The sequence below is a fragment of the Bacillus sp. EE-W1 genome (assembly GCF_009760835.1).
Taxonomy (GTDB): Bacteria; Bacillota; Bacilli; order Bacillales; family Bacillaceae_G; genus Bacillus_A; species Bacillus_A wiedmannii.
In genome coordinates this window covers 16,046-33,937 of the sequence record NZ_WIPE01000020.1, presented here as the reverse complement: position 1 = coordinate 33,937, position 17,892 = coordinate 16,046, and the positions used below count along the sequence as shown (strand labels likewise).

18 protein-coding genes, 1 pseudogene and 1 riboswitch are annotated in these 17,892 nt (G+C 35.2%); of the genes and pseudogenes, 7 read left to right on the top strand and 12 right to left on the bottom strand.

The window, feature by feature from the left end:
- Positions 1-126: 126 nt before the first annotated feature.
- Together GFJ36_RS01710 and GFJ36_RS01705 are read left to right on the top strand one after the other, a co-directional pair.
- Positions 127-1,653: an FAD-dependent oxidoreductase gene (locus GFJ36_RS01710; protein ID WP_097889288.1), complete on the top strand. Its 1,527-nt coding sequence runs from the start codon at positions 127-129 to the stop codon at positions 1,651-1,653.
- Positions 1,654-1,795: 142 nt separating this feature from the next.
- Entirely contained in the window at positions 1,796-3,097 is a 1,302-nt protein-coding gene (locus tag GFJ36_RS01705) for an MFS transporter (protein WP_097889287.1), read from the top strand.
- A gap of 15 nt (positions 3,098-3,112) precedes the next feature.
- On the opposite strand, the gene GFJ36_RS01700 is transcribed toward GFJ36_RS01705, so the two are convergent.
- Together GFJ36_RS01700 and GFJ36_RS01695 are read right to left on the bottom strand one after the other, a co-directional pair.
- A complete protein-coding gene (locus GFJ36_RS01700) occupies positions 3,113-3,895 on the bottom strand; it encodes a nucleotidyltransferase domain-containing protein (RefSeq protein WP_097889286.1) in 783 nt (260 codons plus the stop codon).
- A 121-nt stretch (positions 3,896-4,016) separates the two neighbouring features.
- The gene (locus tag GFJ36_RS01695) at positions 4,017-5,126 is read right to left on the bottom strand and encodes a PRK06851 family protein (protein ID WP_048541970.1); all 1,110 of its coding nucleotides are present in this window, start codon (positions 5,124-5,126) and stop codon (positions 4,017-4,019) included.
- A 149-nt stretch (positions 5,127-5,275) separates the two neighbouring features.
- Positions 5,276-5,388: riboswitch (SAM riboswitch) on the top strand.
- 84 nt (positions 5,389-5,472) lie between these two features.
- Between GFJ36_RS01695 and GFJ36_RS01690 the strand changes: the two genes are divergently transcribed.
- Positions 5,473-6,105 (top strand): cyclase family protein, encoded by a 633-nt coding sequence (locus GFJ36_RS01690; RefSeq protein ID WP_046958871.1) that lies wholly within the window; start codon positions 5,473-5,475, stop codon positions 6,103-6,105.
- 27 nt (positions 6,106-6,132) lie between these two features.
- Here the strand turns inward: GFJ36_RS01690 and GFJ36_RS01685 are convergent, their stop codons facing one another.
- The 7 genes and pseudogenes from GFJ36_RS01685 to GFJ36_RS01655 form a co-directional block, all read right to left on the bottom strand.
- A complete protein-coding gene (locus GFJ36_RS01685; RefSeq protein ID WP_097889285.1) occupies positions 6,133-6,513 on the bottom strand; it encodes a hypothetical protein in 381 nt (126 codons plus the stop codon).
- A gap of 220 nt (positions 6,514-6,733) precedes the next feature.
- Positions 6,734-6,895 (bottom strand): annotated as a pseudogene (locus GFJ36_RS01680) (ATP-binding protein); the annotation flags it as partial.
- Positions 6,896-7,104: 209 nt separating this feature from the next.
- A complete protein-coding gene (locus GFJ36_RS01675) occupies positions 7,105-8,370 on the bottom strand; it encodes an S-adenosylmethionine decarboxylase related protein (protein WP_088061581.1) in 1,266 nt (421 codons plus the stop codon).
- A gap of 236 nt (positions 8,371-8,606) precedes the next feature.
- Positions 8,607-9,275: an LSm family protein gene (locus tag GFJ36_RS01670; RefSeq protein ID WP_001004279.1), complete on the bottom strand. Its 669-nt coding sequence runs from the start codon at positions 9,273-9,275 to the stop codon at positions 8,607-8,609.
- 163 nt (positions 9,276-9,438) lie between these two features.
- A complete protein-coding gene (locus GFJ36_RS01665; protein ID WP_088061577.1) occupies positions 9,439-9,888 on the bottom strand; it encodes a spore coat protein in 450 nt (149 codons plus the stop codon).
- A gap of 20 nt (positions 9,889-9,908) precedes the next feature.
- On the bottom strand, positions 9,909-10,433 hold the full coding sequence (locus GFJ36_RS01660) for a spore coat protein (protein WP_088061576.1): 525 nt from the start codon (positions 10,431-10,433) through the stop codon (positions 9,909-9,911).
- Between the two features lie 235 nt (positions 10,434-10,668).
- Positions 10,669-10,908 (bottom strand): helix-turn-helix domain-containing protein, encoded by a 240-nt coding sequence (locus tag GFJ36_RS01655; RefSeq protein WP_002006755.1) that lies wholly within the window; start codon positions 10,906-10,908, stop codon positions 10,669-10,671.
- Positions 10,909-11,087: 179 nt separating this feature from the next.
- On the opposite strand from GFJ36_RS01655, the gene GFJ36_RS01650 reads away from it, so the two are divergent.
- Positions 11,088-11,456 (top strand): hypothetical protein, encoded by a 369-nt coding sequence (locus tag GFJ36_RS01650; protein ID WP_046953739.1) that lies wholly within the window; start codon positions 11,088-11,090, stop codon positions 11,454-11,456.
- Positions 11,457-11,714: 258 nt separating this feature from the next.
- Here the strand turns inward: GFJ36_RS01650 and GFJ36_RS01645 are convergent, their stop codons facing one another.
- Positions 11,715-12,764 carry an NAD(P)/FAD-dependent oxidoreductase gene (locus tag GFJ36_RS01645; protein ID WP_001070939.1) on the bottom strand — a complete coding sequence of 350 codons (1,050 nt, stop codon included), beginning with the start codon at positions 12,762-12,764 and terminating at the stop codon, positions 11,715-11,717.
- 331 nt (positions 12,765-13,095) lie between these two features.
- On the opposite strand from GFJ36_RS01645, the gene GFJ36_RS01640 reads away from it, so the two are divergent.
- From GFJ36_RS01640 to GFJ36_RS01630, 3 genes are read left to right on the top strand one after another with little or no spacing between them, the layout of a single operon-like run.
- On the top strand, positions 13,096-14,013 hold the full coding sequence (locus GFJ36_RS01640; protein WP_000732569.1) for an iron-hydroxamate ABC transporter substrate-binding protein: 918 nt from the start codon (positions 13,096-13,098) through the stop codon (positions 14,011-14,013).
- A gap of 48 nt (positions 14,014-14,061) precedes the next feature.
- Positions 14,062-15,102: a FecCD family ABC transporter permease gene (locus GFJ36_RS01635; protein WP_142293504.1), complete on the top strand. Its 1,041-nt coding sequence runs from the start codon at positions 14,062-14,064 to the stop codon at positions 15,100-15,102.
- On the top strand, positions 15,099-16,106 hold the full coding sequence (locus GFJ36_RS01630; RefSeq protein WP_088061572.1) for a FecCD family ABC transporter permease: 1,008 nt from the start codon (positions 15,099-15,101) through the stop codon (positions 16,104-16,106). The genes GFJ36_RS01635 and GFJ36_RS01630 overlap by 4 nt, the downstream gene beginning before the upstream one ends.
- A 40-nt stretch (positions 16,107-16,146) precedes the next feature.
- Here GFJ36_RS01630 and GFJ36_RS01625 read toward each other — a convergent pair whose 3' ends face one another.
- Both GFJ36_RS01625 and mtnA read right to left on the bottom strand, forming a co-directional pair.
- Positions 16,147-16,788 carry an L-fuculose-phosphate aldolase gene (locus GFJ36_RS01625; protein WP_000926561.1) on the bottom strand — a complete coding sequence of 214 codons (642 nt, stop codon included), beginning with the start codon at positions 16,786-16,788 and terminating at the stop codon, positions 16,147-16,149.
- A gap of 54 nt (positions 16,789-16,842) precedes the next feature.
- Positions 16,843-17,886 carry an S-methyl-5-thioribose-1-phosphate isomerase gene (mtnA, locus tag GFJ36_RS01620; protein WP_142291663.1) on the bottom strand — a complete coding sequence of 348 codons (1,044 nt, stop codon included), beginning with the start codon at positions 17,884-17,886 and terminating at the stop codon, positions 16,843-16,845.
- Positions 17,887-17,892 lie beyond the last annotated feature (6 nt).

Here is a 17,892-nt window from a genome sequence, read left to right as displayed (position 1 = left end):
ATTATATTAAAATAATTTTATCTTTCTTTTAATAAAAATAGGCTCTCTCTAAAACAGCACACATGAATTTCATATCTTATGGAAATATTAAAAGGAAAATTGTTCTAAAATCGGGAGGTTTCTATAATGACAAGCGATACATTTCCACAATTCCCATTATCTTATTGGATTGAATCTACTCAAATCCCTGCTTTTCCCCCTTTATCTGAAAATATAAAGACAAAAGTTGCCGTTATCGGTGCCGGTATTACAGGTATTACTACTGCCTATTTACTTGCGAAAGAAGGCATCGATGTTGTTTTAATTGATTCTGGTCTTATTTTAAATGGAACGACTGGGCATACAACAGCAAAGGTAACAGCACAACACGATCTTATTTATGATGAATTAATAAATCATTTTGGTTTGGAAAAAGCGAGGCTTTACTATGAATCAAATAATCATGCTCTACAATTTATAAATGAGACGGTGAAAACATATAAAATCGACTGTAATTTCTCAAATGAAGATTCATATTTATATACAACTACTGATAATGGATTAAGAAGTTTATCAAAAGAATATGAAGCCTATCAAAAATTAAATATACCTTGTGACTATGTTCAATCTCTATCGATTCCGATTCCAGTACAATCTGCACTTGTCATGAAAAACCAAGGACAATTCCATCCCCTCCTTTATTTGAAAACACTTTTAGAAAAGTTTGTAGAGATGGGTGGAAAAGTTTATGAACAAACAACAGCTATTGATGTGGAAAAGGGTGATTATCCACAAGTCATTACAAAGAGCGGACATCGCATCACTTGTGAATATGTTGTCTCTTGTTCACATTTTCCTTTTTATGATGCGAATAGCTTTTTCTTTACGCGAATGTACGCAGAACGCTCTTATGCTCTTGCCATTAAAGCAAAAACAGATTATCCAGGTGGCATGTATTTAAGTATTGATGATCCAAAACGCTCCTTACGCTATACAACAAACAATGGAGAACAATTAATTTTAATTGGCGGAGAAAGTCATAAAACAGGACAAGGAATAAACACGATGCTTCATTACGAAGCACTGTATTCTTTTGCGGAAGCAACGTTTGGAGTAGATGAAGTTCCCTATAGATGGTCAGCACAAGATTTAATCACGCTAGATAAGCTTCCTTATATCGGACATATTAACGAAAGAAATCCAAATATATTTGTTGCAACTGGATATCGTAAATGGGGAATGACAACTGGAACTGCTGCCGCTCATTTACTGAAGGACTCCATTCTAAAAGTCCACAATCCCTATAAGGAGCTGTATGCACCATCACGCTTCCATGCAAATCCAGATATAAAAACATTCCTCTCCCAGAACATTGATGTTGCGAAACATTTAATTGAAGGAAAGATTGAAACCGCATTACGTAAGCCAGAAGATCTCGAAGTTGGTGAAGGATCTGTCGTACATGTTAATGGGAAACGAGCAGGTGCTTATAAGGACAAAGATGGGAAATTACATATTGTCGATACAACTTGTACACATCTCGGCTGCGAAGTTGAATGGAATAATGGTGATTGTACTTGGGACTGCCCTTGCCATGGTTCCCGCTTTTCAATTGAGGGAGATGTTATGGAAGGTCCAGCAGATCAACCGTTAAAACGAGTTGATAATGAGTAAACAAATAAAGAAGTTCAACAGGATTCCTGTTGAACTTCTTTATTTGTTATAAAACCTTTTCAGATAAACTTCGACATAAGAAGGGAAATATTAACATCAAATAAAATAATATATTTATCTATAAATAAAAGGAGGGAATACTATGCAAACTTCAGCTCCACCTCATCTAGAATCTACAAAAACTATCTTTTCAAGCTCTATTACAAAACTTGTTGTTTTTATTTGTTGGCTAGCCATTCTAGCTGATGGATATGATTTAGGTATTTACGGTGCCGTTCTGCCAAAGCTCCTAGAAGACAAAAGCTGGGCACTTTCACCGGCACACGCTGGTACAATTGCTAGCTATGCTTTATTTGGGATGTTTATTGGCGCTATTCTAGTTGGAACCATTACAGATCTAATTGGACGAAAATGGACGCTTATATGCTGTTTAGCACTTTTCTCCATCACAATGGGCCTTGCTGCACTTGCTCCTTCCCCTGAATTATTTGGTTTATCTCGATTTATCGGAGGAATCGGATTAGGCGGTGTTATTCCAACAGCTTCAGCACTTACTGTTGAATATTCACCAAAAAAGCGACAATCTTTTATTTATGCTCTTATGTTTACTGGCTATCCTTTAGGTATCGTGTTAGGTGCTATTTTGTCTATGTTTATGTTAGAAGATTTCGGATGGAGAATTATGTTTGGCATCGGAATGATTCCACTACTCCTCATTCCTTTCATCATTCGTTATTTACCTGAATCCATTCAATTTTTGTTATCACGTAATCGACAAGAAGAAGTGGAACAAATCCTTAATCGTTTTCAAATTGAATTCAATGCAAAAGAGGAAACTCATCAAGCCCCACCTAATATACGAAAGAAAAATGGATTTCTTACGTTATTCTCAAAAGAGTACATAAAAGCGACGCTGCTTTTTTGGATTACTTATATAATGGGAATGTTTTTAATATACGGTTTAAACACTTGGTTACCGCAGATGATGCGCCAAGCAGGATACCCTCTTGGATCTAGTCTATCATTTTTACTTATGCTAAATATTACTGCCGCTATCGGTGCATTATTTGCTGGAGCAATCGCGGATCGTATAGGGGCTAAAATTGTTATTAGCATCTCCTATCTTATGGCAGCTATATGTATTGGACTATTAACAATTAAACCATCTGTTACAATCATTTATCTTTTAATCGGCCTTGCTGGAATTGGATCAGTCGGTATTACTCAAATATTAAATGCATATGTAACACAATACTTCCCATCCCATATCCGAGCTACCTCCTTAGGCTGGGGACTTGGACTTGGCCGAGTTGGTGCGATTGCTGGTCCTATTCTTGTCGGTATTATTATGACAATGCAATATGACTTAGCATGGAATTTTTACTTATTCTCATTCGCGGGTCTTCTTGCAGCTATATCTGTTTTCTTTATTCCTACAAAATAAAAAAAGAGCACAAACTCACTTGTGCCCTTTTTCATATACTTCAAACAACATATCTCGAAACAATGTATTTAAACTCTCAATATCGATTCCTGATCCCTTTTCAATTCCTTTTACATATTGCTGATAGTAATGAATTTGTTCTTCTAAAAATTGATTCAACACCTCAATTTTTAATCCAACATCTAATTCAGTACCTGCCTTTTTCTTTATTAACAACTGTTCAATTTCATCTAATACGCTACGTTCTAACGATAATTCTGTAATCAATCGATCGAATTCTACAGGTGGTAAAGTTGTTTTCTCCTCTAGCCACTTACAAGCTAAAATCGGACGCAATACATAAAAGTATTTTTTCAATTTTACGTCCTCACCTTGCAAAAATTCACGATAATTTTTTGAAGCCATATGTAAGTAATGATATATCGTTGCTTTTGGATCAAAGTGCTTATCACTCATTTGCTGAAGCTGTTCTGGAAAATGAGAGTTTTTCGAATAGAAAATCGGTGATCGAATCCATTCGAGTAAAGCTGGGTTTGACTTTGCGAATAACTGTAACGCCTTTTTAATATCCCACCCGCTTATATCTAAATCATCACTAATCGGATACTCAATTACATCTCGTTTATCATGAATTGATAAATACCACTCTACCGGATGCATATAAACAAATCTAACATCATAATCACTATCTTTCGATGGAAATCCCCAAGCACGACTCCCTGATTCCACTGCAAATAAAATTTTCACATCATTCTCTTGTTCAATTCTTGCTAACTCCACTCTAATTTTCTCTCTCATTTCATACCCTCTCCATTTTTTGATTATTTCCTTGGAAATTCGACAAATATACTCCTAATTTTACTACATACTAAAATAGCTGTCAGAAAATTCCCGACAGCCTACCAAAATCCTTTATTTTTTACTTGTTCTTTTCTTTTACACTAACCGCAATTCGTTCAAACTCTTTTTGAATCTCCTCTTTATATGCATCTACTTTTGAAAAATCCATAGCAGCAATATATATTCGTTCTAATTTATCACGAACTGATTTCGCTTTCGCTAAGAAAGACATCGCCTCATTCATTTTTGCTTTATATTGAATCGACACGTCACGAATTTCTGTCGCATACTTCTCATCTGTCCCTGGTGTCACAATCAAGGCATACATATCTATAATTTCATCACCTTCGCGGCTCGGAAAATATTCATGTGGTGCGGTGCTATCAAAAATTGCAAACCCTAATTCTCTTACGATAACCATATCAAGACTATTTGGATCAAATCCACAATGATATACTTCAACTTCAAATCCTTTTTCTTCTGCTGCCTTAGCTAATTTTTTAAGCATTGTTGATTTCCCAGATCCTGGGCGTCCTTTTATAAAATAACGATGTGGTAATCCCTCTGTTAAATTAGGAACAAAATCAACTGCTCCTTTCGGTGTAGCTGCCCCTAAAAACCGATGTTTCACAAGCGATTGTTTCCCGCCTTTATCTGTAAATAACTTCTGAATCAGCTGATCAGTTAGTTCATTTGCTTTATTAAAATCAATATTATTAATATATATTTTCTCCCACTCGTCATGTATAACTAGTGCCTCGTTAAAACAAGCGTAAGCAGTTTGAAAAGCCTTGCTTGCTTCTGAAACAAATCGTTCAATTTCCACCTTCTGCTTTCTTAATTTATCTGAGTCCCAAGCAACCCCTAAATTAATATACTCTTCGACAACTCCTGGCATTTTCGGCTCAATAACATGCGGTGATGTTCCATCAACAATTCCTACTTTTAACTTCGGGATAATTACACCATCAACCGATTTATTATCAGAAGAGCAGTGTAAAAATTCAATATCATATCCTTTTTCAACCCACTCGCGACCTATTGCTTTGATTAAAGAAGATTTCCCGGTTCCAGGACCACCCTTTAAAATAAATAACCTGTTTAGCCCTTTTAAATTCTCATCGTATAAATTATGAAATCCTCTAGCTGTATTTCCACCAGCGTAATAATTCAATACATTCCCTGTCACTGCACTCACTCCTTCGCAGCATTCTATTTACATAAGCTACAATATGCGAGCAACTTTATTTGGGTGAATACCTATTTTATATTGCACGAAAAAAGGAAATGAATTACAATTTAAAAGTAGTGAATATTCAGAAACGAAAACTTAATATGTCTTTATCAAGAGAGGCAGAGGGACCGGCCCTTTGACGCCCAGCAACCTCAGTTTATACAAACTGAATAGGTGCTAATTCCTGCAAAATGCATTGCATTTTGAAAGATAAAACGTAACTATTGTGTACAAAACTCATCTTTCTTGATTATGAAAGGTGAGTTTTTTTATTTCAAAACATATATTGGAGGTATTTAAAATGAAAGTAATTGACCTATCACAAACATTTGAAAACAATATGTCCCAATTCCCTGGAACACCAAAAATCAATTTAGGAGCCATTACAAGCGTTGAAGAGACAGGCTATCAAGTTACAGATTTTCATTCTGTCGTTCATGTTGGCACGCATTGTGATGCTCCTGCTCATTTCATTTCAGGCGCAACGACTATTGATCAATTACCCCTAGATCAATTTGTAGGCGAAGCTGTTCTTATTGATGTAACTCATGTACAAGAACGAAAACTACCTAAAGAAGTATTACACAACGCTGACATAAAAGAAGGTGATATTGTCATTTTCCATTCCAATCTATCTACGAAATGGAATACAGAAGCATATGAGAAAGAAGCTTTTTATCTTTCTGAAGAATTAGCTGAAGAACTAGTTCAATTAAAAGTAAAATCTGTCGGTTTAGATTTCATCTCTCCTGATGAGGTAACGACAGAAACATCGCCAATTCATCACATACTACTTGGGAATAATATTTATTTAATCGAAAACTTAACAAACTTAGATGCAATTAACACGAAACGTTTCTTTTTCTCAGCGGCACCTTTAAAAATTAAAGATAGCGACGGTGCTTTCGCAAGGGCATTCGCTGTAATTTTTTAAACAAACTATACAAAAAAGCAAAGATCATCATTGACCTTTGCTTCTATTTTTTTTATTTAAACTAAGAAAGAATTGCTCAACACGAGGACATAACCAAGCTAAATAATCTTTCTCTTTCTTCTTTGTACAAGCTATTTCTTCGCCATCTACCATTCCGACAAGCTCTAGCTCTAACAGTTGCCTCGTAAATGCTAACATATTTATTTCTTCGTCTGGATACTCTTCTTTTAATTTCTCCTCAATTTCCCCCAATAAAAAACCGTCACGCATCATTGCCAATGCATCAATCCAAAGTGGCGGCATTTCATATTTTTCTCCTGTAATTGTATCTTTTACAATATAATTCTTTTGCTCTTTTCGAAATTGAATCGTGTGTAAACATACAGTCGAATTTAATGTTAATTCCATCATACCACCTCTTTCATAATATCTGCATAGAAAAAAGGATGCGCGTGCACCCCTTCTTTCTCTAACACTACCGAACCGTTACATGAATAACAAATCTCATGTCGATATTTTCCTCCATTATAAACGAAGTATTTTATAAAAAAAACCCTTCTTGAAACATTTTATAAAATGTTTATATTTACACAACAAGAACACTTTTCTGAATTTTTTCTCTAGCACATTATGCTGTCGGTAAAAAAATTTCCTCTTTCGTTCCTATTCCCATGCTACTTTGAATCGCGATACTTCCTTGATGTTCCTCAATGATTTTATATGTAATCATTAACCCAAGTCCCGTACCATTCTCCTTTGTTTTGTAAAAAGCTTTACCGATTTTCTCTAACAAATCCGTTAATTTTTTTAAATAATTTAAAAGCTTCTCTTTCCTCATATATCAAGCTTTTAAATTTGTTCATATAAATACTCCTCATACTCAATACAAAAGCTCTACATATTATCTCCTTAAATTATAAGTATGAAATTGCTTTCAGGGTAAGATGTAACCTTATCATACGAAAAGGAAGGAGATTTCCCCTTCCTTTTCGTCACAACTTATATCCATCTTACCCGATCATGTAGCAATCCATCCGTAAAGTCATTTCCGCCCACTACAAAATCCTTCATATATAAATTCAAATATTCTCCGTACTTACTCTCTGTATTTAATAATAATTCCTCTACATAATAGGCACCTTGTTTAAAGTTATCGAACAGTAAACTACACAAGCCAGCATAAATTCCGCATCCTACTTGGAAGTAAGTCGCATTCGTTTTATATTTATGAAAAACTTGACTGCTATTCATCACGTTATACATATATGTCTCACTATTTTCATAAACGAGTAATACACCTACTAGATCCTCGCCGGCAATCTCTTCTTCGGCTGGATTAAATACTTTACGATTCCAACTCCATAAATCTTCTACTTGATCTAAGTTCTGTCTAATTACATTAGTCGTATACTCATTAATTCGGTAAAGAAAACCCACTTCCATATTGAAGTTTTTTCCTAAAATTAAAACTTCCTCATGTGGCATTAAACAGCCATAAAACTCTTTCTCTCCTAACTTTACTTTATACTCTGAAGCATATACATCTTCATAAAAATAAAGAGGACGATGATGACTCATATACATCGGATAACTCCATATCGCTTCATCTAGAAATCGCTCTACTGCCCATGAAGCATAAAGTGTATGAGGCTTTATAAGTGCTGTATCATTTAAAAATGACGTATCATGTTCTACTATATAACATGCTCTTGGCTTTTCCTTTGGACGTTCCTTCATAAGTTCAACAACCATCCATTGAACAACACCTGGATTCATACCTGAGCCTATAATTGCTTTTGTATTTGTAAATTTCTCTTTCTCCTTCTCAAACCTCGTATATCTTTCCGTAAGCTGAAAACCGATTAAACTATCGTCCTGATCTACTTCCTCATTTTCCAAAGCTGAATTAATATAACAAATTCCAAGTTCATTACAACAACTTAATACTCTGATTGTATCTGCCCCCGAAACATCAATAACAACACCCGTGCTTTTTTCTTTCAAATGTTGTTTGAATTTCACTACATCTTGAAGGTCAATTTCATATAAAAACAATTGATCTTTCAAATTTGGAAACAACTCACCATAATAAGCCCTATCTTTTTGTTTTATGTCAACCAAATGAAATGTAACATTCTTTATCGCTTCATAAATCGGGTCTTTTTCATTTGCTATCGCTTGATTTAAAATTGCTAAAACTGCTTTTGCTGCTCCACCAGCACTACCAAGTAATGTAATCGATAACGAATTTGGAAACTGCTCCACAAACAAAACCCCTTTAATATATTAGTTGAGCAGTTCTCCCACAAAAAAATAAATTGAATATATAAAAAATGGCTCGTACATATTTTTTATAATTTTGCACAAGATTTCCTCTTCAAAGGTCACACTAACACATTTATATTCAATTCATTTTCCCTCTCATATTCAAATCGAGCTAAACAAATAGGCTCGACCTTTTCTTCTGCATATAAAAGAAAAAGCCAGCCCTTTCAACTAGATTACGGACAATGGACAGATTTCACATGTTGAATATTCACATACATTTTTGCATCACGTGCTTTTAATATTTCAATATGCCCTTCATCAATCTTTGCCATCTTTCCGATTTTATTAGATTCCTCACCTAAATCGAACACCATGATTTTGCCGGACATTTTTATAAGCTGTTCTTCGAATGTTCTAGCTAACGTAATATTTAATGGATTCACGGGGAGTTCATTTTTATTGAGGGCGTACGGGACTTGGTTTTCTTTATACGGAATTAACCATTTCAAATGCTTTAAAGATATATATACTGTTTTATAAACTGGGCTATAAAAAACAATATAATCGTTCATTACACTTGTAACATAACCATGTATTGGAGCATTTCCTGCTACATAAACCTCTGTAAAAATCCCTTTAGAAGTGCTTAATACTTTTCTTAAAGAAATAGAAGGCGATTCCCTCTTAATTACAGAGTCAACATCTGGTTTTGATATTTCCTCATCATATGGTCTTAAAAATTTATAATATTGTACATGGTATAAAGATATATATACGTAGTCTTGTCCATTGTAAAGAACAACAATATCATTTCCTACGTCTATTAATACACCTTTAAATCTTTTTTCACCGATTAGTTTAACATATATATTTTCTCCAATACTTTTGTTTAACTCATTCATCTATATCCTCCTTCCTATAAATTTTTTGCTTTCCTATTCTCCATTCAAAAAAATAATCAGGGGCAATGTTCCGTCTTAATAGTAAAGACTTCCTTTTCATACTATCCGAAATAAGAAATCGTTCTTCACCTTCAACCATAATGCCCCTCTTATTTATCAAACATTATTCTTCTTCATTCTTTTTACATTTCACTACTTGGCTCACACTCTTAATATGAGACTTAATTACATAAATAACTTCATCGCAGTTTACTAGTGTAATACAGTCATGGTGTACCTCACTTAACAAACCTTCTACACATTCTGGACCGCCACGATTAATCTTTACCCACTTATACTTCAAGTCACGTAATACATCGACAAAAGTATCATCATCAGAGCAGAAACTTGAAACATAGCAATCGCCACATTTACTTTCTTTCACTTTCTTAACTAGACTCTTCACATGCTTTAGTTGGTAATATACTAATTCACCAAGAGGAAGTTGTAATGTAAGGTAATCTCTTCCTAACGATACAAGTACCCCCACTCGACTCTCTGGTCCACGAAGATTTACTTTTACAGTCTCACCGACTAAACACTTAATTTGCTCACAGCATAATATGCTCTCCAATTTCGTATCCCCCTTTCTTATTATCTTCCTCTACTTGATTGTCTTTGTGCACGAGCGCGACCTGAATTATTGCTACTACTTTCCTTACTACTACTATCGTCGCTCTCATCGCTCTCTCCGCATGCTAATGCATTATAGTTAACGCTTTTAATATGCTTTATTGCAACTAATATAATTTCTTCTTTTACGATCAATGTTACGAAATCACACGAAACATCTTGTAAGATGCCTTCTACTTTCTCTGGACCACCGCGATTAATTTTCACCCAGCAATATTTGAAGCTTTGAAGTAGTGCTTCAAAGTCTTCTGCACATGCACAATCTTCCCAATCGCAATCACTTGATCCACAGTCTTTCGCATTTTTTGTAATACTTTTTAGATGACTAAGTTGATAGTAATAAAGCTCACCTTTTTCATTCTGCAATACGAAGTAGTCCGGACATACTGATATTATTGTTCCTTTTTGAGATTCTGGACCACCCCTGTTTACTCTCACAAAAGATCCAATTAAGTCTTTCAAAAAATCACAATGAAATAAACTCACGAGAAAACCCCTTCCATTAATTTATAAGCATTTGCACTGATAGTATATGTATCTGTACAGGTTACGTTCTCTATGTTTGTCCTAGCTAGAAAAAAATATGCTTTTAACATGGTAGACTACTACCTATCAAAATTCGAAGAAATGCTAAACGCTCCTTAGGCTTTTAATATCTTTAAACAAAAAATCCCGTATGAAGATACATTTCTGCATATCTTCATACGGGATTTCCCATAGTTTAATCTTCGTCTTTAACATCCATATCTTCTGGAATTGGTTCATTCAATATATCTTCCACTAATTGCTTATATTTCTCCATTTGTTCTAAATGTGTATTGAATTGTTCTTTATTTAATAAATATTGCTCTCCATCAAATAGTGCACGAATTTTCTTTTGCTGAATTAGCTCTTCAATATACGACTTTGGTAAATTCAAATACTCCGCAGCTTCTTCTACTGTTATATACAACGCGTTCATTCCTTTATTATTTTTTCATATATACTGTATCTTACTTTATTTTTGTAAACAAATAAAAAAGATTTTGTAAATGCAATTTAAAAAGAAGGTGGATGCATTCCATATATTGTATAATAATATAGTAAGGATTTTTTAAATATAGAATGGTATTACCCATTTACACAAAGGAGAGTTAACATATGGCTACTCGTCACATCATTACAATGTTAGAAAAAACATTACAATTTGAAACAGAAAACACAATTTCTCATTTAACTACATCTTTATCTGATCGTATTCTTTCTCAAAGCGCAGCAATACATGAAAACAATTGTTACCATACAATTGGGGAATGGTACAAAAATCATTTTTTATTCCAACAAGATGATTTCCTTTGGGCTAAATACGCTTTCTATGACGCATATTGTGAAGCTATAAAGGAACAAGGACATCTTACAAAACGCGTCCGTCAAATATTAGAATCATTAGCTCGAATGCATGGAAAACAGTACATTGCCTCTATATTAAATATGCCATTTCCTAACGAACGAGCTAAAGGGACAGCATAATGTAATACTGTTCTGCGGCAGTAAAACATAGATTCATTGTTTTCTAGGAAGATTTACAAATAAAACGTTCATATCACATGAACTGATGAAACCGGTGTCATTACAATGATTGAAAATATAGTAAACAGGAAAACCCCCATTTACCTCTCTCGTCACTCGAGAAGAGAAGTAAATGGGGGTTACTTGTTTCTTTATCCCGCTATTAGTGCGCGGCCATACTCAGCTGGGAATAGCCCCACTGATTACAGTTTAACTTTATTATTTCATCATCTGCTTGATCAATTCACGATTTCTCTTCTTAAATACTTCATTATGCGAAGAAACCATTCCGTACTCACTTGCATCTGGTTGAATAAATTGTTTCGCTTTATTTACAGCATTTCCAGCATCTTGGAATGCTCCCGCAATTAAGTGTAATTTCCCTTCGTGCTTTAAAATATCTCCCGCAGCATATAATCCATCTACAGAGGACTCACTATTCGCATTACCTGCAATATAATAATTATCTATAATTGCAACGTCTAACTCACTATTTTCTAATAACGTAATGTCACGTTCATATCCATGGTTAATAATCACTTCATCAATAGGTAAATGTGAAATTTCACTTGTTTCATGATTCGTTAATTCTACATATTCGATCGCTTCATGATTATCACCAGCAATGAGTTTTGTAATCGATGTATTAAAGAAACACTCCGCCGAGCTGTTCAGCAGTTGTTTTACTTGTGCTTCATGACCAGATAATTCTTCTTTTCTATATGTTACATACACTTTTTTCGCAATTGGTTCTAATTCATTTGCCCAATCAACAGCAGAATTTCCTCCGCCGGAAATAATGACCGTCTTACCTTTGAAACGCTTTAAAGATTTCACTGTATAATTTAAATTAGATACTTCAAATCGCTCAGCACCTTCAATTGATAACTTTTGAGGTTTCAATATACCACTTCCAGTTGCGACGATAACTGTTTTTGAAAAATGTTCTTCTCCAGTGCTTGCTTTTAACGTAAAAGTGCCATCTTCGTTACGAATAATCGATTCTACTTTTGTATTTAATACCACTTCTGGCTTAAATGTTAGCCCTTGCTGTACAAGTTGTTCAATTAATTTATCACCTGTAACTGGCAGCAGCCCTCCTACATCCCAAATCATCTTCTCTGGATAAACATGTATTTTTCCACCTAACTGTGGTTGAAATTCTATTATTTTCGTTTTCATCTCTCTGAGTCCACTATAAAAAGCTGAATAAAGCCCTGCAGGCCCTCCGCCTATCACAGTTACATCAAACAATTCTTCTTGATTCATTCGTGTCACTCCTCAGCTACTAGTCATTGATTATCATTCTCAATAAAATATAACCTGTTTCCGCAAAATTTACAATCAAAATTACTATTGACAATACACCTATATAAAATTATATTATTTAAAGAATCAATAGTGATAATCATTATCATTTTGTTAATAATTAGTAAATTTGAGATTACATCTTCTTTTATTAATATGGTTAATACTATATTGTAGAATCTCATATTCAAGATTTTTAATAAGCATTTTGCATTACCACTACTCTTTCAAAAAGATTGCAGTTAAACAAATTATTATATACAAATATCATCTATGTTAAAGGAGAAAGACAATGAAAAAGTTATTTATTTCACTAACAGTTCTTTTCGTTCTTGTTATGAGCGCTTGTAGCAATGGCTCTACAGACAAAAAGAACGATGCAAAAGGTAGTAAATCAGAAACAATTACATACCAATCTGAAAATGGTAAAGTAGAAGTTCCTGCAAATCCAAAACGTGTTGTTGTTTTATCATCATTCGCTGGTAACGTAATGTCATTAGATGTAAATCTTGTTGGGGTAGATTCATGGTCTAAACAAAACCCACGCTTTGATAGCAAACTTAAAGATGTTGCTGAAGTATCAGATGAAAACGTTGAAAAAATCGCTGAACTAAATCCAGATTTAATCATTGGTTTATCAAATATTAAAAATGTTGATAAGTTAAAGAAGATCGCTCCTACTGTAACGTACACTTACGGAAAAGTTGATTACTTAACACAGCATTTAGAAATCGGTAAATTATTAAACAAAGAAAAAGAAGCAAAAACTTGGGTTGATGACTTCAAGAAACGTGCACAGGACGCTGGTAAAGAAATTAAAGCAAAAATCGGTGAAGATGCAACAGTTTCTGTTGTAGAAAACTTCAACAAACAGCTTTATGTATACGGCGAAAACTGGGGCCGTGGAACAGAAATTCTATACCAAGAAATGAAATTAAAAATGCCTGAAAAAGTAAAAGAAAAAGCATTAAAAGAAGGTTACTACGCATTATCTACTGAAGTATTACCTGAGTTTGCTGGTGATTACTTAATCGTAAGTAAAAACAAAGATACTGATAACTCATTCCAAGAGACAGAATCATATAAAAACATCCCAGCAGTAAAAAATAATCGCGTATACGAAGCAAACATGATGGAATTCTATTTCAATGATCCACTTACATTAGATTTCCAACTAGACTTCTTCAAGAAAAGCTTTCTTGGTAAATAATACAAACATGAGGAATTCTTAATTTAAGAATTCCTCTTCCTTTATTCTATGAACAGAAAAGATGTGAAACGAATGACAAAAGATCACGACAATCCACGTTCTATAGCTTTTACATACAAACTAATTTTGAGCATAATTGCATTCTTTCTTATTTTTATGGTAGCAATGGTATTAGGTGCTGCAGATACTTCAATAAAAGACGTATGGTTAGCACTTACTTCCTCCGCTAAAGGGGACAAAATATCTATTATTCGCGAAATACGTTTGCCACGTGAAGTTGCTGCTATTTTTGTAGGAGCTGGACTTGCTGTTTCTGGAGCAATTATGCAAGGATTAACACGAAATCCACTTGCAGATCCTGGATTATTAGGGCTATCTGGTGGAGCAAATGCTGCGCTTGCACTGACACTTGCTTTCAATCCTTCCATCAGCTATCTTTACTTAACATTTGCTTGCTTTATTGGTGCTGCAATTGGCGCAATTATGGTATTTGGAATTGGTATGGTGAAAAAAGGCGGGCTATCCCCTCTTCGAATTGTATTAGCCGGTGCTGCCGTTTCAGCATTTCTACTCGCAATTTCAGAAGGAGTCGGCATTTACTTCAAAATTTCACAAGATGTATCACTTTGGACTGCTGGGGGCGTAATTGGAACTACTTGGAGCCAATTAAAAATTATTATTCCAGTCATTTCAATTAGTATCTTTATCGCTATCTTACTAGCAAAAAAATTGACAATTCTTAGTTTCAGTGAAGAAGTGGCTATTGGACTAGGTCAAAAAATTATTGTTATTAAAACCATTCTATTTATCATTATTATCTTACTTGCTGGTGCTTCTGTAGCGCTTGTCGGAAATATGGCATTTATCGGTTTAATGGTACCTCACATGGTACGCCCAATTGTCGGTCCAGATTACCGATTTGTTATACCGATGTCAGCAATTGCTGGAGCTTCCTTTATGCTACTTGCAGATACAATCGGACGTACTATTAACGCTCCATACGAAACACCAGTTGCCGCTATTGTCGCAATTGTAGGGCTGCCATTCTTCCTATTCGTTGTACGTAAAGGAGGAAAAACATTCTCATGATGCAATCTATTCTAAGAAAACAACGTCTTATTATACTCGCTTTACTAATACTGACCATCACCACCATTGTAGTTGGAATGGGACTTGGTTCAGCATCTTTATCTTATGATCGACTACTCCCAACATTAATGGGACAGGGGACTTTTAAAGAGGAGTTTGTTTTATACTCTTTAAGACTACCTAGAATTGTTATTACATTATTAGCTGGTATGGCTCTCGCTTTATCAGGGGCTATTCTGCAAGGAATTACTCGAAATGATTTAGCTGAACCTGGTATTCTCGGAATCAACTCTGGGGCCGGTGTTGCTGTTGCTATTTTCTTTTTATACTTTCCAATAGATGTAGGTTCATTCCTTTATTTACTACCTGTCGTTGGATTTATCGGGGCTTTTCTGACAGCTGTTCTAATTTACGTATTTTCATATAGTAAATCAACTGGACTTCAGCCAATACGATTAACATTAACTGGTATCGGTTTTGCATTTGCACTATCTGGAATGATGATTGTCCTTATTTCATCCGCTGATCGTATGAAAGTGGACTTTATTTCAAAATGGATTGCCGGAAATATTTGGGGAGATGACTGGATCTTCGTTTTAGCAATGCTCCCATGGTTAATCGTATTAATTCCGTTCGTTTTCTATAAAGCAAATCGATTAAACATTCTAGCATTAAACGAGCCAGTCGCAATCGGTGTTGGAATTGAAATTGAAAAAGAACGCAGATACTTATTAGTTGCAGCCGTTGCGCTTGCAGCTGCAGCTGTTTCCGTAACAGGAGGAATTAGCTTTATCGGACTAATGGCTCCTCATATCGCGAAATCTTTAGTAGGTCCAAGACATCAAATTTTCATGCCTATCGCCGTTTTAATCGGCGGATGGCTATTGCTATTAGCAGACACAATCGGACGAAACATCGTTGATCCTAATGGCATCCCAGCAGGTATTGTCGTTGCTTTAATTGGTGCTCCTTACTTTATGTATTTGTTGCTTAAGAAGGCATAGAAACACCCTCAAGAGTGAAATCTTGAGGGTGTTTCTTCATTTACTGCTGCCCATACCCTTCAAACTTCTTCGCCAAATTCGCCATCTCATCTTCTGGCAATAGCTTCGGCTCTCCGACGCTTTTCGTTTGATAATAAATTTGCGCACAAAACTCAATTTCTTCTGCAACAGTAAACGCCATTTTTATGTTATTTGCACCTGCAATTAAACCGTGGTTCTCAAGTAAAACGGCACGGCGATCAATCATGCCTTCAAAAGCAGCATCTGCTAATTGCTTCGTACCAAATGTTTCATACGGTGCACAGCGTACATTCGGGCCTGCGAAAGCAATTAAATATGATACAGCAGGAAGCTCCCACCCTAATGATGCAATTGTCTTCGCATAAGGTGAATGTGTATGCACAAGCGCATTTATATCTTCACGATTTCTATAATATATAAGGTGCATATCGAGCTCGCTTGACGGTTTTCTCTCTCCCTCTACCACTTCACCATCTAAGTTTAATATAACTACATCTTCAGGTTTTGTTTCATAATACTCTAAACCACTTGGGCTAATCGCAACAAGACCTTGTTCACGATTGAAAATACTAATATTGCCGCCTGTCCCCTTTGTTAAACCGCTAGAAATCATTTTCTTTCCATACGCTACAATTTCTTCTCTTTCTTTTTGTAATAACATATACATCCCCCTAAGTATGAAGCTTATGATGACTGACTTTTTAAATCTATCTACTTATTGAAATAGCTTTTTTAAGTTCTCCGTAAACGGTGCTTTTACAATCCCTTTTTCCGTAATAATCGCTGTTACATTTTCATGTGGTGTGACATCAAATGCCGGATTATATACTTTACTTTCTTTCGGAGCAGAATATTGTCCGAAGCGATTAATCACTTCAGAAGCATCTCTTTCCTCGATTGGAATTTCTTTTCCTGCCTTTGTTTTTAAGTCGATTGTCGGTGTTGGTGCTGCTACATAAAACGGAATGTTGTAGTATTTTGCTAAAATAGATACGCCTAATGTCCCAATTTTATTTGCTACATCACCGTTTGCTGCCACACGGTCGCACCCAACGATTACCGCCTCAATCTTCCCTTGTGACATGACCATAGCTGCCATATTATCCGTAATGACAGTAACATCAATCCCCGCTCGCTGTAGTTCTAATGCTGTTAACGTTGAACCTTGTAATCTAGGACGTGTTTCATCCGAAAAGATTTTTAAGTCCCATCCTTTTTCTTTCGCTAAGTACATTGGAGCTGTCGCAGTCCCATACTTAGTCGTCGCTAACGCACCAGCATTACAATGTGTTAACACTCCCATTCCATCATGGAATAACGTTAATGCATGTTCTCCGATTTGACGGTTAATTTCTTCATCTTCTCTATGAATCTCTTTTGCCTCTTCTAGTAATCTATCTTTCAACTGGCCGATTGATAAATGTGAGTTCTCTGTCGCGACTGTCTCCATTCTTTCAAGTGCCCAAAATAAATTTACTGCTGTTGGCCTTGATGTTGCCAAATATGCACATACCTTTTTGACTTCCTCTATAAAGTCTTCCATCTTACTTTGAATAACTTCCTTTATTCCTAAACACACACCATACGCTGCCGAAACACCAATCGCTGGTGCTCCTCTTACTTTCATTACTTGAATGGCATCCCACACGCTTTCAGCTGTCTTGAAAGATTCATAGACAACCTCATTCGGTAATAATGTTTGATCTAATAAAATTAAAGAATCATCTTTCCACTGAATGGGTATTAATTGCTCTTCCATCATCTT